15 protein-coding genes and 1 pseudogene are annotated in these 16,423 nt (G+C 56.2%); 4 read left to right on the forward strand and 12 right to left on the reverse strand.

Features of this window, described 5'->3' with window-relative positions; translation table 11 throughout:
• Positions 1-33 precede the first annotated feature (33 nt).
• On the reverse strand, positions 34-960 hold the full coding sequence (gene ribF / locus NQ230_RS19790) for a bifunctional riboflavin kinase/FAD synthetase (RefSeq protein WP_032644021.1): 927 nt from the start codon (positions 958-960) through the stop codon (positions 34-36).
• 7 nt (positions 961-967) lie between these two features.
• Positions 968-1,186, reverse strand: a pseudogene (locus NQ230_RS19795) (DUF2575 domain-containing protein).
• Between the two features lie 101 nt (positions 1,187-1,287).
• Here NQ230_RS19795 and rpsT point away from each other — a divergent pair.
• A complete protein-coding gene (gene rpsT, locus NQ230_RS19800; RefSeq protein ID WP_003856458.1) occupies positions 1,288-1,551 on the forward strand; it encodes a 30S ribosomal protein S20 in 264 nt (87 codons plus the stop codon).
• A gap of 57 nt (positions 1,552-1,608) precedes the next feature.
• On the opposite strand, the gene nhaR is transcribed toward rpsT, so the two are convergent.
• The 4 genes from nhaR to dnaK form a co-directional block, all read right to left on the reverse strand.
• Positions 1,609-2,508: a transcriptional activator NhaR gene (gene nhaR / locus NQ230_RS19805; RefSeq protein ID WP_121424993.1), complete on the reverse strand. Its 900-nt coding sequence runs from the start codon at positions 2,506-2,508 to the stop codon at positions 1,609-1,611.
• Between the two features lie 58 nt (positions 2,509-2,566).
• Complete coding sequence (gene nhaA / locus NQ230_RS19810; RefSeq protein ID WP_213821466.1) at positions 2,567-3,742, reverse strand: Na+/H+ antiporter NhaA; 1,176 nt, start codon at positions 3,740-3,742, stop codon at positions 2,567-2,569.
• A 172-nt stretch (positions 3,743-3,914) separates the two neighbouring features.
• The gene (dnaJ, locus tag NQ230_RS19815) at positions 3,915-5,060 is read right to left on the reverse strand and encodes a molecular chaperone DnaJ (protein WP_023310347.1); all 1,146 of its coding nucleotides are present in this window, start codon (positions 5,058-5,060) and stop codon (positions 3,915-3,917) included.
• Between the two features lie 87 nt (positions 5,061-5,147).
• Complete coding sequence (gene dnaK, locus NQ230_RS19820; protein ID WP_024907421.1) at positions 5,148-7,061, reverse strand: molecular chaperone DnaK; 1,914 nt, start codon at positions 7,059-7,061, stop codon at positions 5,148-5,150.
• Between the two features lie 296 nt (positions 7,062-7,357).
• Between dnaK and satP the strand changes: the two genes are divergently transcribed.
• Positions 7,358-7,924 (forward strand): acetate uptake transporter, encoded by a 567-nt coding sequence (gene satP / locus NQ230_RS19825; protein ID WP_023334461.1) that lies wholly within the window; start codon positions 7,358-7,360, stop codon positions 7,922-7,924.
• Here the strand turns inward: satP and NQ230_RS19830 are convergent.
• From NQ230_RS19830 to tal, 3 genes are all read right to left on the reverse strand, one after another.
• Positions 7,901-9,223, reverse strand: a complete 1,323-nt coding sequence (locus tag NQ230_RS19830; RefSeq protein ID WP_029740862.1) for an MFS transporter — start codon at positions 9,221-9,223, stop codon at positions 7,901-7,903. The genes satP and NQ230_RS19830 overlap by 24 nt on opposite strands.
• 122 nt (positions 9,224-9,345) lie before the next feature.
• A complete protein-coding gene (mog, locus tag NQ230_RS19835; protein ID WP_121424991.1) occupies positions 9,346-9,933 on the reverse strand; it encodes a molybdopterin adenylyltransferase in 588 nt (195 codons plus the stop codon).
• Between the two features lie 110 nt (positions 9,934-10,043).
• Complete coding sequence (gene tal / locus NQ230_RS19840) at positions 10,044-10,997, reverse strand: transaldolase (RefSeq protein WP_023334458.1); 954 nt, start codon at positions 10,995-10,997, stop codon at positions 10,044-10,046.
• Positions 10,998-11,259: 262 nt separating this feature from the next.
• On the opposite strand from tal, the gene NQ230_RS19845 reads away from it, so the two are divergent.
• Positions 11,260-12,690: an alanine/glycine:cation symporter family protein gene (locus NQ230_RS19845; RefSeq protein ID WP_121424990.1), complete on the forward strand. Its 1,431-nt coding sequence runs from the start codon at positions 11,260-11,262 to the stop codon at positions 12,688-12,690.
• A gap of 66 nt (positions 12,691-12,756) precedes the next feature.
• Entirely contained in the window at positions 12,757-13,530 is a 774-nt protein-coding gene (gene yaaA / locus NQ230_RS19850) for a peroxide stress protein YaaA (RefSeq protein WP_257258791.1), read from the forward strand.
• A 32-nt stretch (positions 13,531-13,562) separates the two neighbouring features.
• Here the strand turns inward: yaaA and NQ230_RS19855 are convergent, their stop codons facing one another.
• The 3 genes from NQ230_RS19855 to thrB form a co-directional block, all read right to left on the reverse strand.
• The gene (locus tag NQ230_RS19855; protein WP_023310339.1) at positions 13,563-13,865 is read right to left on the reverse strand and encodes a DUF2502 domain-containing protein; all 303 of its coding nucleotides are present in this window, start codon (positions 13,863-13,865) and stop codon (positions 13,563-13,565) included.
• A gap of 338 nt (positions 13,866-14,203) precedes the next feature.
• Positions 14,204-15,490, reverse strand: a complete 1,287-nt coding sequence (thrC, locus tag NQ230_RS19860) for a threonine synthase (protein ID WP_159515485.1) — start codon at positions 15,488-15,490, stop codon at positions 14,204-14,206.
• Between the two features lie 3 nt (positions 15,491-15,493).
• Complete coding sequence (gene thrB / locus NQ230_RS19865; RefSeq protein ID WP_032660770.1) at positions 15,494-16,423, reverse strand: homoserine kinase; 930 nt, start codon at positions 16,421-16,423, stop codon at positions 15,494-15,496.

Below are 16,423 nucleotides of genomic sequence, written 5' to 3' on the forward strand. Positions count from 1 at the left end.
TCCGTATTTATCACGTAGGCAGTTAAGCCGGGTTCAAAGCCCAAAAAACTCGCGGGCCGTCAATTCATCTCGCGCAATTTGCGCTTTTAGTTCATCCAGCGAACCAAATCGCTGCTCGTTGCGTATTTTTTTACGCAGTATCACATCTATATGGCGACCATAGAGGTCCATTACAACGTCCAGCAGGTGCACTTCTAGCTGTTGACGCACACCGGCGACGGTCGGACGCGTGCCAATGTTGGCGACGCCGTAAAACGGCTTATCGCCCAGTCCTGCCACTTCCACCGCATACACCCCTTTAACCGGGGAAACCTGACGACGCAGCGGTATATTCGCCGTCGGGAAGCCTATCGTGCGGCCCAGCGCATCGCCATGGACCACGCGGCCAGAGATAGTGAACGGATGCCCCAGTAGGGTTTCCGCCGTATCCAGTTCGTCATCGGCCAGTGCCCGACGAACCGCCGTGCTGCTGACGCGCACGCCGCCTTCGCAGAAGGTCATCGCGCTGGTGACGTCAAATCCGTACTCCAGACCAGCCTTCTGTAATAGCAAGAAATCGCCCTGACGACCAGCGCCAAAGCGGAAATCATCGCCCACGGCGAGAAACTGCACGCCAAGACGCTTAACCAGCAGGTCACTGACGAAATTTTGTGCTGTCAGCGCGGCAAAGCGACGATCGAAACGTACACACAATACATAGTCCACGCCGGACTCCGCCAGATAGCGCAACTTCTCACGCAGGCGAGTGAGGCGGGCGGGAGATTTATCGCCCGCGAACAGCTCCAGCGGCTGCGGCTCGAAAATCATCACTACAACGGGCAGGCCACGGGCCTCCCCTTCTTTACGCAATCCCTGCAACAGCGCCTGATGACCACGATGCACGCCGTCGAAATTACCAATGGTCAGCACGCACCCGTGTGGCGCGCTGCTGAGATTATGTATGCCGCGTATCAGCTTCATGTCTGGCTCAAAACAGTGAAAATCGCCAAAGTATACCTTGTACAGCGGTTAAGGTTAACCGGCGATTGTTCGCGCAAAACAGAAAGCCGTAATGATTTCATCAGGCTGACCTTTCGCAGCGAAAAAATCTGCTCGTGAACTGCGATTTTTATGCCGAAAGGCTGTATTCAGGGAAGACAAGCTGGTAGAATCCTGCGCCATCACTACGTAACGTAGCGTCGCTAATTAACGGCGCTTATTTGCACAAATCCATTGACAAAAGAAGGCAAAGAGGGCATATTCCTCGGCCTTTGAATTGTCCACATAGAACATATTTGGGAGTTGGACTTGGCTAATATCAAATCAGCTAAGAAACGTGCCGTTCAGTCTGAAAAGGCTCGTAAGCACAACGCAAGCCGTCGCTCTATGATGCGTACTTTCATCAAGAAAGTATACGCAGCAATCGAAGCAGGCGACAAAGCTGCAGCGCAGAACGCATTTAACGAAATGCAACCAATCGTGGATCGTCAGGCTGCTAAAGGTCTGATCCACAAAAACAAAGCAGCGCGTCATAAAGCAAACCTGACCGCGCAGATCAACAAACTGGCTTAATCGCTACTTGTTGTTGCTTGTTTAAAGAACCCGCTTAACGCGGGTTTTTTTATGCCTTCAGATTGCCGGTGCCGTAAACAGCGCCGCGTAGTCACGGTTACAGATTCGCTGCACCGCCGGGTGCTGAATCATCCGTTCGGCAAATATAGCGTGATACTCCTCCATCACGTTATCCACTCTGCCTATCTCCGTAATCTTATCGTCCGAATAGAGATCGTGCGCGTACAGCGTCGGCGCAACGAAGATCGCATTATGCGCTTCGCCAAAGGCTTTCATCAGCGCCGCATCGTCGAACTCACCGAGGATTTCTACCTTTAGCCCCTGCGAGTTAAACCAGTTCAGCAGCTTGCGTCCGAGCATGGAACGCCTTCCCGGTACCAGCAGGCGGCGCTCTTCCAGGCACGCGGGGAACGGTTTTTCCGGCGGCGGGTTAATGCACCAGAAGCTGACACCGCATTCGCCAATCTTCACCGAGAACAGCCCTTCCTGCTGGGTGGAGTCAATCGGGCAGTCCGAGATAATCATGTCCAGCTTGTGCTGGCTCAGCTGTTCCAACAGCATTTCATGGGTGGATTCAAAGCAGCGCAGATGGATTTGCTCATCTTCTACCACCGCCGCATCCAGCACGCCGCTCACCAGCCGCTTGGACAGCGCATCCGCCACGCCCACGTCAAAGAGCAGGTTCGACTCTTTGCGGTAGTTGACGATATCCAGCATCTCCTGGCTCAGGGTGAACATTTTGTCCGCATAGCGGAACACCAGTTCGCCCAGTTCGCTGGGTTCAATCCCACGACCTTTACGCTTAAACAACTTGCCCTGCAGACGCTCTTCAAGGGCCTTGATTTGCCCGGTGATGGTTTGCGGCGTCAGGTAGAGCGCCTCTGCCGCCCCCACCACCGAGCCCTGTTTATAGACGTGCCAGAAGTAGTACAGATGGTTGTAATTTAAATGAGACATCGCGTCTTCTCTCCCTGAGTGTGTATCGGGAGAAGGATCGCCTCCTCCCGGTGTTCCGTTATGCCTGGACGGCCTGTCCGGGCAATTTCACCTTCAACAAGGTATAACCGATTACCGCGGCCAGTAATGACCCGATGAGAATGCCGAGTTTAGCCCAGACGATAAGCTCAGGCGCATGCGCACCAAACGCCAGCGTCGAGATAAAGATCGACATCGTAAACCCGATGCCACACAGCACGCCGACGGCCATAATCTGCTTAAACGTGGTGCCGTGCGGCAAAGACGCCAGCTTCAGCTTCGTCGCCAGCCAGCAGAAGAGGCTAATGCCCAGCGGCTTACCGATAAACAGCCCGGCAATGATGCCCAGCGGCAGCACGGACGTCAGCCCGTCCAGCGTCACGCCGCCGAGGGAAACGCCCGCATTGGCAAACGCAAACAGCGGCAGGATCATAAAGGCGACCCACGGGTGCAACACGTGCTCCAGCTGTTTAGCGGGTGATTTGCCCTCCTGCGGCTTAAGCGGCACGAAGAAACCGACGATTACTCCTGCCAGCGTGGCGTGCACGCCCGATTTGAGCACCGCCGTCCACAGCACCATCCCCACCAGGATATAGATACCGATGCGGCGAACATTGAAGATGTTCAGCAGCGCCAGCACGGCAATCGCCCCAGCGGCCACGCTCAGGGACAGGATCGACAGATCGCTGGTGTAGAACAGCGCGATAATCACAATGGCGCCCAGGTCATCGATGATCGCCAGCGCCATCAGGAAGATTTTCAGGGCCACCGGCACGCGGCTTCCCAGCAATGCCAGCACCCCGAGCGCAAAGGCGATATCCGTCGCGGCCGGGATCGCCCAGCCGTCACGCGCAACAGGATCCTGCCAGGTGAACGCCAGGAAGAGCAGCGCCGGCACCACCATCCCACCGAGCGCGGCAATCACCGGGAACGCCGCGCGCTGGCGGCTGGCAAGCGAGCCCAGTACCAGCTCACGCTTTACCTCAAGCCCGACGAGCAGGAAGAACACCGCCATCAGCGCATCGTTGATCCACAGCAGCATGTTCTTGTTAATCTCGAGCGCCCCGACCTTCAGCTCAACGGGCGTTTCCAGAAATGCATGGTAGAGTTCCTGCGTGATACCAAGGTTAGCCAGCACCATCGCGGCCGCAGCGGCAATAATCAGGATCACGCCGCCGGACGCCTCACTGCTAAAAAAACGGTGTAGTAATTTCACTTTAATTCTCTCTGTTACAACAATACCTCGATAAAACCATAATACCTAGCCAGATAGCTCGGCAAAAACAGATTAATATTGAGTATAGATTCAGTTTTACCGAGCAATACCCATAAACAGAAAAAGCCCGGAATCGCTTCCGGGCCTTTGCAGATGAAAACCTGAGAACAGATTAACGGGTCAAATCATCGAAGAATTTTTTGACGCCATCGAAGAAGCTTTTGGAGCGCGGGCTGTTTTTCTCACCCGTCGGACCGCCAAAGCTCTCCTGCAACTCTTTCAGCAGCTGTTTCTGCTTGTCGTTCAGGCCAACCGGCGTTTCCACGACGACGCGGCACAGCAGGTCGCCCTGCGCACCACCGCGAACGGATTTAACGCCTTTCCCGCGCATGCGGAACAGCTTACCGGTCTGGGTTTCGCCCGGCACTTTCAGGTTCACGCGACCATCCAGCGTCGGTACTTCGATTTCACCGCCCAGCGCCGCCATCGCGAAGTTGATCGGCACTTCACAGTACAGGTTATTGCCTTCACGCTCGAAGATGGCGTGCTGCTTCACCTGCACCTGAACGTACAGATCGCCTGCCGGTGCGCCGTGCTCGCCTGCTTCGCCCTCACCTGCCAGACGGATGCGGTCGCCCGTATCGACGCCAGCCGGGATTTTAACGGACAGGGTCTTGGTTTTCTCAACGCGACCGTGGCCGTGGCATTTGGTGCACGGATCTTTAATCAGCGTACCGCGACCGTGACAGTGCGGACAGGCCTGCTGTACCGCGAAGAAGCCCTGACGCATCTGCACCTGACCAGAGCCGTGGCAGGTTGGACAGGTCTGAGGCTGCGTACCCGCTTTCGCGCCGCTGCCGTGGCAAACGTCACACTCTTCCAGCGTCGGAATGCGGATCTCTTTGGTGACACCGCGAACGGCCTCTTCCAGCGTCAGCTCCATGTTGTAGCGCAGGTCCGCGCCGCGCGCCGCGCGCTGACGACCACGACCGCCGCCGAAGATGTCGCCAAATACGTCGCCAAAGATATCGCTGAAGTCAGCGCCGCCGCCAAAGCCGCCGCCACCGAATCCACCGCCGCCCATGCCGCCCTGTTCAAAGGCTGCGTGACCGTACTGGTCATAGGCCGCACGTTTTTGTGCATCGGTCAGGACTTCGTAGGCTTCTTTGATCTCTTTAAATTTGGCTTCAGCCTCTTTGTCACCCTGGTTACGGTCCGGGTGGAATTTCATGGCCAGGCGCTTGTACGCCTTTTTGATTTCACGCTCTTCCGCAGTTTTCGGAACGCCTAAAATCTCGTAATAGTCTTGCTTTGCCATTGGTTTTTTTAAGCCCCTTAACATGCGAGCACGGGCGTGGAGAGTTCTCCTACGCCCGTGCCGATTAATTACCCTGCATCAGGGCGATTATTTTTTATCTTTAACTTCTTCGAACTCAGCGTCGACAACGTCGTCGTCTTTCGCGTTGTTCGCTGAAGCGTCAGCGCCCGCCTGCTGTTGAGCGTGCTGCTGCTGAGCGATTTCCATCAGCTTCTGAGAAGCCTGCGCCAGCTCCTGCATCTTCGCTTCGATGTCCGCTTTGTCTTCACCTTTCAGTGAGGATTCCAGCGCACTCAGTGCAGCTTCGATAGCAGTTTTGTCTTCCGCTGGCAGTTTATCGCCTGCTTCTTCAACCTGCTTACGGGTGCTGTGCAGCAGATGGTCACCCTGGTTACGGGTCTGAACCAGCTCTTCGAACTTACGGTCGGATTCCGCGTTAGCTTCGGCATCGCGAACCATTTTTTCGATTTCTGCTTCGTTCAGGCCAGAAGATGCCTTGATGGTGATCTTCTGCTCTTTACCGCTGTTTTTGTCTTTCGCAGACACGTGCAGGATACCGTCAGCATCGATGTCGAAGGTCACTTCGATCTGCGGCATGCCGCGCGGTGCCGGGTTGATACCATCCAGGTTGAACTGACCCAGAGATTTGTTATCCGCCGCACGCTTACGCTCACCCTGAATCACATGGATGGTTACCGCAGACTGGTTGTCTTCAGCGGTAGAGAACACCTGGCTGTGTTTCGTAGGGATGGTGGTGTTTTTGTTGATGAGCGCAGTCATCACACCGCCCATGGTTTCGATACCCAGAGACAGCGGGGTAACGTCCAGCAGCAGTACGTCTTTAACTTCACCGGTCAGTACGCCACCCTGAACCGCAGCGCCGATTGCAACTGCTTCGTCCGGGTTAACGTCTTTACGTGGCTCTTTACCAAAGAACTCAGCCACTTTCTTCTGAACCATTGGCATACGGGTCTGACCACCGACCAGGATAACGTCCTGGATATCGGATACGGACAGGCCAGCGTCCTGCAGAGCAACTTTCAGCGGCTCGATTGAACGGTTCACCAGGTCTTCTACCAGGCTTTCCAGTTTCGCACGGGTCACTTTGATGTTCATGTGTTTAGGACCGGTCGCGTCTGCAGTGATGTACGGCAGGTTCACGTCGGTCTGCTGAGCGGAAGACAGCTCGATCTTCGCTTTCTCAGCGGCTTCTTTCAGGCGCTGCATCGCCAGCGGGTCGTTACGCAGGTCAATGCCCTGATCTTTCTTAAACTCGTCAACGAGGTAGTTGATCAGACGGGTATCGAAGTCTTCACCACCCAGGTGGGTATCACCATTGGTTGCCAGAACTTCGAAGGTTTTTTCGCCGTCAACTTCGTCGATTTCGATAATAGAGATATCGAAGGTACCACCACCCAGGTCGTAAACCGCGATAGTACGGTTACCAACTTCTTTATCCAGACCGTAAGCCAGTGCAGCAGCGGTTGGTTCGTTGATGATACGTTTTACTTCCAGACCTGCGATACGGCCAGCATCTTTGGTTGCCTGACGCTGAGCATCGTTGAAGTATGCAGGTACGGTGATAACAGCTTCAGTTACCGGCTCACCCAGGTAATCTTCAGCGGTTTTCTTCATTTTTTTCAGCACTTCAGCAGAAATCTGCGGTGGTGCAGTTTTAGCGCCTTTCACATCAAGCCATGCATCGCCGTTATCTGCCGCGATGATTTTGTAAGGCATGATGGAAACGTCACGCTGAACTTCTTCGTCCTGGAAGCGGCGACCGATCAGGCGTTTAATCGCAAACAGGGTGTTTTGCGGGTTTGTCACTGCCTGACGTTTAGCCGGCTGACCAACCAGAGTTTCACCATCCTGGGTATAAGCAATGATAGAAGGCGTGGTGCGATCGCCCTCGGCGTTCTCCAGCACGCGTGCAGTAGTGCCATCCATAATCGCTACACAAGAGTTGGTAGTACCCAGGTCGATACCAATAATTTTACCCATCTAAACGTCTCCACTAAAAATTCAGTCAACATGTGGTTGTGTACCTGTAATAAGGGCAGAACGTGCTTTTTCAACTGCCCAGATTTGATTTTTTTCAGGTCCACACACTGCGGTTGACTACAAGATGGGGTCGCGACGGCATCCATCAAGGGGCAAGCATAAAAAAAATTTTAATTTCACCCTGATGAGATCATAGACGCCATCGATTGCGCCCATTATGATGCCGCGCCCAGTCAGGGAGTACTGACGCGGGTTTAACCATTTCACCATATTAATGATGATTTTTTTGAGGACTTATGGGCAACACTAAGTTGGCTAATCCGGCTCCGCTGGGCCTGATGGGTTTTGGCATGACCACTATCCTGCTGAACCTGCACAATATCGGGATGTTCCCGATGGATGGCATCATCCTGGCGATGGGCATTTTTTACGGCGGTATCGCGCAAATCTTCGCGGGCCTGCTGGAATATAAGAAAGGCAATACCTTCGGCTTAACCGCCTTCACCTCTTACGGTTCTTTCTGGCTGACCCTGGTTGCCATTCTGCTGCTGCCTAAAATGGGCATGGCGGACGCGGCAAACGCCCACTTCCTGGGCGTCTACCTGGGCCTGTGGGGCGTCTTCACCCTGTTCATGTTCTTCGGTACCCTGAAAGGTAACCGCATGCTGCAGTTCGTTTTCCTGAGCCTGACCGTGCTGTTCGCCCTGCTGGCGATTGGTCACCTGGTGGATAACGAAGGCATCGTTCATGTTGCAGGCTGGATTGGTCTGGTTTGCGGCGCAAGCGCTATCTACCTGGCAATGGGCGAAGTGCTGAACGAGCAGTTTGACCGCACCATTCTACCTATTGGTGAAAAACACTGATCCCTCTGTCGTGTCCGCCTCGCGGGCACGACATCCCCCCGCCTGACGAAGCCAAAATCCTAATACCAGCCCCATCAGCGAAAGCGCGAGTACATACCAGGCTGGCGCCATCGGCGACACGCCCATCAGTACGGTAACCGCAATAGGCGTCAGCCCGCCGAAAATGGCATATGAGACGTTGTAAGAGAACGAGATCCCGGTGAAACGAACTTCCGGCGGGAAAGCGCGTACCATGACGTAAGGCACAGCACCCACTACGCCCACGCACAGCCCTACCACGCCGTACAGCAGGAACAGCTGTTCAGGATGGCTGCCCGCCAGATGGTAAAACGCCCAGCTTGACGCGGCCAGTAGCAGGCTGCCGACGATAAAGGTAACGCTGGCACCGAAACGATCTGCTGCCAGCCCGGCGGCCAGACAGCCAAAGCAGAGCATGATTGTCGCGATACTGTTCGCCTGAAGCGTCACGGCAGGGGCAAAGCCGTACTGCTTTTGCAGCCACACCGGGGACATCAATATCACCACCACAATGCCCGCCGAGAGCAGCCAGGTGAGCAGCATCGACACCACCACCGCTTTTTTATGGCGAACCACGACCGCCTTCACCGGCAGCTCCTGCGCCAGCGCTTTGCGCTGCTGCATCTCGAGGAAAATCGGCGTCTCCTGCAGCCAGCGGCGCAGGTACATCGCGACCAGACCAAACGCCCCGCCCAGCAGGAACGGAATACGCCAGCCCCAGTCATGCACGGCCTGCTGCGTCATGCTGGTGTTCACAATCGTTGCGACCACCGAGCCGAGCAGGATTCCGACGGTCAGCCCCGCCGTTAAGGTTCCGCAGGCGATACCAATGCGGCGCGCCGGAACATGCTCCGCGACAAACACCCACGCGCCCGGCACTTCACCGCCAATCGCCGCGCCCTGAAGGACGCGCATCAGCAACAGCAGCAGCGGAGCAAGAATGCCCATCGAGGCATAGGTGGGCAGCAGACCAATGGCCAGCGTCGGCACGGCCATCAGCAGGATGCTAAGGGTAAACATCTTCTTGCGCCCGACCAGATCGCCAAAGTGGGCCATGATAATGCCGCCCAGCGGACGCGCCAGATACCCGGCGGCAAAAATGCCGAAGGTTTGCACCTGACGCAGCCATTCCGGGATATCCGCCGGGAAGAAGAGTTCTCCCACCACGGCGGCGAAGAAGACGAAGATGATAAAGTCGTAAAACTCCAGCGCGCCGCCTAAGGCCGCGAGCGTGAGGGTTTTGTAGTCCTGTCGATTCAGAGGTCGGGTGTTATGTGACATAGCGAACCATTATGCGTGTGTTGTGGATTTATTTTTACAGCAATCGTAAAGAAAAAATTACTATACCGTAAAAGCGTTACCACGCTATCGCCGCTTCAGCTAATGTCACATATTGATTAATTTCAGGAGATTGTTTCGCGACGTGCGTTTTTCGGGCGAAAAGCTGCTACCACTTTCTCATCAGTTTCCACATACGGACCGTCAAGAAGCTGTATACAATACGGTACACTTGCAAAGATGCCGTGCACGATGACGCTGCCATCTTCTGATTTCAGCCCTTCCAGCGTCTCTTTAATCGACTTCGGCTGCCCCGGCAGGTTAAGGATCAACGCCTGCTTGCGGATTACCCCCACCTGGCGGGAGAGAATGGCCGTCGGAACAAAGTGTAGACTGATCTGGCGCATCTGTTCACCGAAGCCCGGCATTTCACGATCGGCAATCGCCAGCGTTGCGTCCGGCGTCACGTCGCGGCGCGCGGGGCCGGTTCCGCCCGTCGTCAGAACAAGGTGGCAGCTCATCTCATCCACCAGCTCACACAGGGTCTGCTCGATGATCGGCTGCTCGTCCGGGATCAGGCGGGTCTGGATCTCGAACGGGGTGGTCAGCGCGCTGCCAAGCCACTCTTCCAGAGCGGGGATGCCTTTATCCTGGTAAACACCGCTGGAGGCGCGGTCAGAAATCGACACTAAGCCGATGCGTAGGGTATTCATATCCATTCCATTCAAAGAGTACTGATTAAAGGGAATGATACACGCAGAGAGGAAATTCAGACAGAGGCGGGGGTAAGACGCGTGACCGGGAGCCCGGTCACGCAGAATGATTACAGCAGGTCGCCGATCATTTTTTCCAGTTTGCCCTGGTCAACAGCAAACTTACGGATACCGTCCGCCAGTTTGTCTACAGCCATTGGATCCTGGTTGTGCTGCCACAGGAACTCGGATTCAGTGATGCGCTCTGGGCGTGCTTTCACTTCACCGGTGTAGGACAGTTTACGCTCCAGGGTACCTTCGCTTTCAGCCAGCTCTTTCAGCAGTGCAGGCGCGATGGTCAGACGGTCACAGCCAGCCAGCTCGATGATTTCACCGACGTTACGGAAGCTTGCGCCCATAACCACGGTCTCATAGCCGTGCTGTTTGTAGTATTCGTAGATTTCAGTAACAGAAACTACGCCTGGATCTTCAGCCGGTGCGTACTCTTTCTTGTCGGTGTTGGCTTTGTACCAGTCCAGAATACGGCCCACGAACGGAGAAATCAGGTATACGCCTGCTTCTGCACATGCACGCGCCTGCGCGAAGGAGAACAGCAGGGTCAGGTTACAGTTGATACCGTCTTTTTCCAGCTGCTCTGCCGCGCGGATACCCTGCCAGGTGGAAGCCAGTTTGATCAGGATACGGTCGTTGCTGATGCCAGCGTCGTTGTACATTTTGATCAGACGTTTCGCTTTGGCGATAGACGCTTCGGTGTCGTAGGAGAGACGCGCATCCACTTCGGTAGAGATACGGCCAGGAACCAGTTTCAGGATTTCCAGACCGATGTTCACTGCCAGCTTGTCGGTGGCATCCACAACCTGCTGCGCGCGGTCGTTGCTCTGTGCTTTCGCCCAGGTCACTGCGTCGTCAATCAGTTTGCGATACTCAGGGATCTGTGCGGCGTTAAGGATCAGAGAAGGGTTAGTTGTGGCATCCTGCGGCTGGTACAGCTTCATTGCCGCGATATCTCCGGTGTCAGCTACGACAGTGGTGAACTGACGAAGGGAGGTCAATTTATCCGTCATGATAGTGTTTCTCTTTTAACGTGCCCTGGATAATTCACGCTACCGACAGCATGCCTGCAGCGGAAAAATGACAGGTTTACTTGTTAGGGGGATGTAACCGGTCTGCCCTGATGATAACACGACGGAGGGGTAGCGCAACCGCAGACAGTGCGCTTAGGCAGAGTATGGTAAACTGGGAAGATTAACAGGCTGCTAAGCAACAGCATGCCCAATCAGTGGTAGCGCTTACATATTCACATTGGCATCAACAAGAGGGACGTTAATGCCTGATTTCTTTTTCTTTATTAACGAAGTCCTCTGGGGTTCGATAATGATTTACCTGCTTCTGGGAGCAGGTATTTGGTTTACGCTACGCAGTGGGTTTATCCAGTTTCGTTATATTCGCAAGTTTGGCAGAAGTCTGAAAAACAGCGTTACGCCCCAGCCGGGCGGATTAACGTCGTTCCAGGCCCTCTGTACCAGCCTGGCGGCACGACTCGGCAGCGGCAATCTGGCGGGCGTTGCGCTGGCCATCAGCGCGGGCGGGCCTGGCGCGGTCTTCTGGATGTGGGTGACGGCGCTACTCGGGATGGCCACCTCCTTTGCCGAAAGTTCGCTCGCCCAGCTTTATAAAGAGAAAGATAAAAATGGCCAGTTTCGCGGTGGTCCCGCCTGGTACATGGCGCGTGGCTTAGGGATGCGCTGGATGGGCGTCCTGTTCTCGCTTTTTTTACTGCTCGCGTACGGTCTTATTTTTAATACCGTCCAGGCAAATTCTGTCGCCAATGCCCTGAGCTACGCCTTCTCCTGCCCGGAGTGGGTCGCCGGTCTTGCTTTAGCCCTCGTCGTTCTGCTCACCATTTCTGCCGGTCTCAAGGGCATCGCCCGCCTGATGCAGTGGCTGGTTCCCATTATGGCGCTGCTCTGGGTTGCCGCGAGTCTGTTCGTCGCCGCACTGCATATCGACCTGGTACCGGGCGTGATTGCGACCATCGTCAAAAGCGCGTTTGGCTGGCGCGAGGTGGCCTCCGGGGCACTGGGCTACACCTTCAGCCAGGCGCTGATGGCGGGTTTTCAGCGGGGAATGTTCTCCAATGAAGCCGGTATGGGATCAACCCCCAACGCGGCAGCCGCCGCCTCTTCCTGGCCGCCGCACCCGGCCGCTCAGGGCATTGTGCAGATGATTGGCGTCTTTACCGATACCATTATCATCTGTTCCGCCAGCGCCATGATTTTGCTGCTGGCAGGCCCCGTACCGCATTCGTCGGGAACCGCCGGGATACAGCTTCTCCAGCAGGCGCTGGTGAACCTGACCGGCGGCTGGGGTGCAGGGTTTGTCTCGCTCATCCTGATCCTGTTTGCCTTCAGCTCGATTGTGGTGAATTACCTCTACGCCGAAAATAACCTTATTTTCCTGAAACTCGACTCCCGTGCCGCAATCGGAACCCTGCGCCTGGGGGTCATACTGATGGTGATAGCAGGCTCCCTGCTCAGTATGCCGCTGGTCTGGCAGCTGGCCGATATCATTATGGCGCTGATGGCGATCACCAACCTCACGGCGATCCTGCTGCTCTCGCCGGTTGTGACCCTGATTGCCAGAGACTATCTGCGTCAGCGCAAACTCGGCGTTCCACCGGTATTTGACCCCGCCCGCTATCCCGACATTAAGGCGCAGCTTGCCCCTGGAACGTGGGATGATTTGCCGCGGCAATAACAGCTATCGATCAATTCAGGGCGATTTTTTGCTAAAGTCGCTCTAAATTTCCTGCAAGGACTGGATATGCTGATTCTGATTTCACCTGCAAAAACGCTCGACTACCAGAGCCCCCTCGCCACCGAGCGCTATACCCAGCCTGAGCTGCTGGACTACTCGCAGCAGCTGATCCGCGAAGCGCGTAAGCTCTCTGCGCCGCAAATCGCCTCGCTGATGAGCATCAGCGACAAGCTGGCCGATCTTAACGCGACCCGCTTTCACGAGTGGCACCCGGATTTCACCCCGGCTAACGCTCGCCAGGCGATTCTGGCGTTTAAAGGCGATGTCTATACCGGCCTGCAGGCGGAAGATTTTAGCGAAGCCGATTTCGATTTTGCTCAGAAGCATCTGCGCATGCTGTCGGGCCTGTACGGCGTACTGCGCCCGCTGGATCTGATGCAGCCGTATCGTCTGGAGATGGGTATTCGCCTGGAAAACGCCAAAGGCAAAGACCTGTACCATTTCTGGGGCGATATCATTACCGACAAGCTGAACGCGGCGCTGCGCGCGCAGGGCGATAACGTGGTGATTAACCTGGCATCCGACGAATACTACAAGTCCGTGAAGCCGAAAAAGCTGGATGCAGAGATTATCAAACCGGTGTTCCTCGACGAGAAGAACGGTAAGTTCAAAGTGATCAGCTTCTACGCCAAGAAAGCGCGCGGTCTTATGAGCCGCTACATCATCCAGAACCGCCTGACGAAGCCGGAGCAGCTGACCGCCTTTAACAGCGAAGGCTATTTCTTTGACGAGGCGTCGTCGGGGAAAGGCGAGCTGGTGTTTAAGCGCCACGAGCAGTAAAAACAAACCCCGCCAGATGGCGGGGTTTTGCATTAATGGTGTTTCCAGTCCGGGCCGCGATCGTCACGGTGGTCATCGTGGTGATGGTCATCATGGCGATCGTCATGTTTACGATGCTCATCATGTGGACGCCAGTGGTTATCACGCCAGTCATAGTGCGCTTTCCACCAGTCGTGGTCGCGCCAGCGGCCGCCGTCCCAGTAGTGCCCGTTGTTATCTTGGTCGCCAATCTGCAGTTTTACCGCAGGTACGAGGGTAATTTCAGATGCCTGAACCGCCATGGGGGCGGCCAGCACCAGTGAAAGCGCGATGAGTGCAGGTTTCAGTGTAGACACAGGTGACTCCTTATTCTTCTTGCCCAACGTGGGCCGATGTAAGGAGAGTACGCGAGGGGAACGGGGGATGTTATTCTCTGCAATCCTAAACGCTAAGTGACCGCATTTATTGGGAATTTCTGCTTTTTTCCTGCTTTATTTCTCCTTAATTTCTTCACAAAAAAAGCCGGGTGGCGCTGTGCTTACCCGGCCTACACGTTGGTGCCGTTATTGCCGGGTGGCGCTGCGCTTACCCGGCCTACGAATTGGTACCGTTATTGCCGGGTGACGCTGCGCTTACCCGGCCTACGTTCTGAGCCGTTGTAGGTCGGGTAAGGCGTAGCCGCCACCCGACAAAATCACGCTCGAGCCATCATCAGCTTACGCAGCGCGGCAAAATCTGCCGGCAGTTCATGAGACAGCAGCGGCAGGTCGGCACGCTCGGCCAGCTCTTTCGGCAGCGGCAGCGTTTCGCCCAGGATCGCTTCCACGCTCTCTTTGAACTTCGCCGGATGCGCGGTGCCCAGGAACAGGCCGTATTCACCCGGGTTAAGCTGGTCGCGCAGCGCGCGGTAGGCAATCGCCGCATGCGGTTCAGAGGTATACCCCACCGCCTTCAGCTCGCGCATGGTCGCTTTGGTGGTTTCATCCGTCACCGCGGCGTAGCCCAGATCGCCCAGACGCCAGATCTTACGGCGGAACAGCTCTTCCACGCGCGGCCAGTTGTTCGGCTGTGACACATCCATTGCGTTGGAGAGCGTTGCCTGCGTGGCGTTCGGCGCCCACTTCCCGTCTTTCAGGAAGCGCGGCACGGTGTCGTTGGCGTTGGTGGCGGCGATAAAGCGTTTCACCGGCAGACCCAGGGATTTCGCCAGCAGACCCGCCGTAAGGTCACCGAAGTTACCGCTCGGCACGGAGATCACCAGCTGGTTGCGCGCTTCCTGCGGCAGCTGCGCCACCGCTTCGAAGTAGTAGCAAATCTGTGCCAGCAGACGGCTGATGTTGATGGAGTTAGCGGAGTTCAGACCCAGGGCCACCTTCAGCTCTTCATCGTCGAAGGCCTGCTTGACCAGCGCCTGGCAGGCATCGAAATCGCCGTCGATCGCCACGGTTTCAATGTTGCCGCCGAGCGTACAGAACAGTTTTTCCTGCAGCGGGCTGATTTTGCCTTTCGGATAGAGGATCACCACGCGGACGTTTTTCAGGCCGTAGAACGCGTGCGCCACCGCCGCACCGGTATCGCCGGAGGTCGCGGTCAGGATGGTCACCGGTTTGTCGCCGCTGATGTGGGTCAGCATCTGCGCCATAAAGCGGCCGCCGAAGTCTTTAAACGCCAGGGTTGGGCCGTGGAACAGCTCCAGGCAGCCAACGTCAGGCTCAACCTGCTTCACCGGCGCCGGGAAAGCGAACGCCGCACGCACGCGCTCTTCCAGCAGCTCCTGCGGGATTTCGTCGCCGATAAACGCCGAAAGGATTTTGGTGCTGCGGGTGACAAAGTCCTGCTTCAGCAGTTCGTCGATGTCGGTCAGCTGAAATTCCGGCAGGTCATGCGGGAAAAACAGCCCCTGATTTTTGCCCAGCCCCTGAGTTACCGCCTGCGCGAAGCTGACCTGCTCGTTATGATCTTTAAGGTTGTAGAGTTTCATTGATTATCCCAGTACTCGTGCGCCAGCCGTGTCCAGACGGCAAATATGAACAAAGCCTTCCTGATTTTGCAGGTAGTGTTTAGAGAGCCAGTCCGCCACGCGCTGCGCGGTGTCAGGCTTGTCGCACAGGGCGAACAGCGTCGGGCCGGAGCCGGAAATGCCGCACGCCTGCGCGCCGATATCCATTGAGGCCTGTCGCGCCTCGTTAAAGCCGGGCAGCAGCTTCGTGCGGTAAGGCTCGGCAATGACGTCCTTCATCAGCTTCGCCGCCAGCTGCGGCTGACGGGTGTAGCAGGCGTGAATAAAGCCCGCCAGATGACGCCCGTGGGCGATACAGTCCTGACGACGATACTGCGCGGGCAGGATCGCACGCGCTTCCGCGGTAGAGACCTTAATGCCCGGATAGGCCAGCACCCACAGCCACTCATCAAACCCTGGCACCTGCTGGCTGATGATGCCATTTTCTTCGATCATCAGCTGCATGCCGCCGAGGAAGCACGGCGCCACGTTGTCATAGTGAATGCTGCCGGAGATGCGCCCTTCCAGCTCGCCCATCAACCCCAGCAGGCGGTTGTTGTTTAGCGGCTTGCCGCAGTGCTCGTTCATCGCCACCAACGCGGCGACCACCGAGCAGGCGCTGGAGCCCAGGCCCGAGCCAATCGGCATGCTTTTTTCCAGCGTCATGGCGACCGGCACGTTTTTGCCGATCTCCTGACAGAAGCGTTCCCAGCACTGATAGACGATATTTTCGCGCGGCTCAGACGGCAGTTTGCTGGCGAAGCGGCCCACGTTATTCAGGCTGAAGCTGTCTGCCGCTTCCACCGTGACCGTATCGCCCAGCAGCGAACCATCCACCGGCGTCACCGCCGCACCCAGCACGTCAAATCCGACGCTCATATTCGCGCTGGAAGCCGGGGCATAAACTTTGACCAT

Origin of the sequence: Enterobacter asburiae (assembly GCF_024599655.1) — a bacterium.
In the GTDB taxonomy this organism is placed as follows: domain Bacteria; phylum Pseudomonadota; class Gammaproteobacteria; order Enterobacterales; family Enterobacteriaceae; genus Enterobacter; species Enterobacter asburiae_D.

What these genes read in the sequence shown, in the direction of transcription:
- ribF (WP_032644021.1), bottom strand. Translation starts at nt 960, where the DNA reads ATGAAGCTGATACGCGGCATACATAATCTCAGCAGCGCGCCACACGGG.
- nhaR (WP_121424993.1), bottom strand. Translation starts at nt 2,508, where the DNA reads ATGTCTCATTTAAATTACAACCATCTGTACTACTTCTGGCACGTCTAT.
- dnaJ (WP_023310347.1), bottom strand. Translation starts at nt 5,060, where the DNA reads ATGGCAAAGCAAGACTATTACGAGATTTTAGGCGTTCCGAAAACTGCG.
- dnaK (WP_024907421.1), bottom strand. Translation starts at nt 7,061, where the DNA reads ATGGGTAAAATTATTGGTATCGACCTGGGTACTACCAACTCTTGTGTA.
- satP (WP_023334461.1), top strand. Translation starts at nt 7,358, where the DNA reads ATGGGCAACACTAAGTTGGCTAATCCGGCTCCGCTGGGCCTGATGGGT.
- NQ230_RS19830 (WP_029740862.1), bottom strand. Translation starts at nt 9,223, where the DNA reads ATGTCACATAACACCCGACCTCTGAATCGACAGGACTACAAAACCCTC.
- mog (WP_121424991.1), bottom strand. Translation starts at nt 9,933, where the DNA reads ATGAATACCCTACGCATCGGCTTAGTGTCGATTTCTGACCGCGCCTCC.
- tal (WP_023334458.1), bottom strand. Translation starts at nt 10,997, where the DNA reads ATGACGGATAAATTGACCTCCCTTCGTCAGTTCACCACTGTCGTAGCT.
- NQ230_RS19845 (WP_121424990.1), top strand. Translation starts at nt 11,260, where the DNA reads ATGCCTGATTTCTTTTTCTTTATTAACGAAGTCCTCTGGGGTTCGATA.
- yaaA (WP_257258791.1), top strand. Translation starts at nt 12,757, where the DNA reads ATGCTGATTCTGATTTCACCTGCAAAAACGCTCGACTACCAGAGCCCC.
- thrC (WP_159515485.1), bottom strand. Translation starts at nt 15,490, where the DNA reads ATGAAACTCTACAACCTTAAAGATCATAACGAGCAGGTCAGCTTCGCG.
- thrB (WP_032660770.1), bottom strand. Translation starts at nt 16,423, where the DNA reads ATGGTCAAAGTTTATGCCCCGGCTTCCAGCGCGAATATGAGCGTCGGA.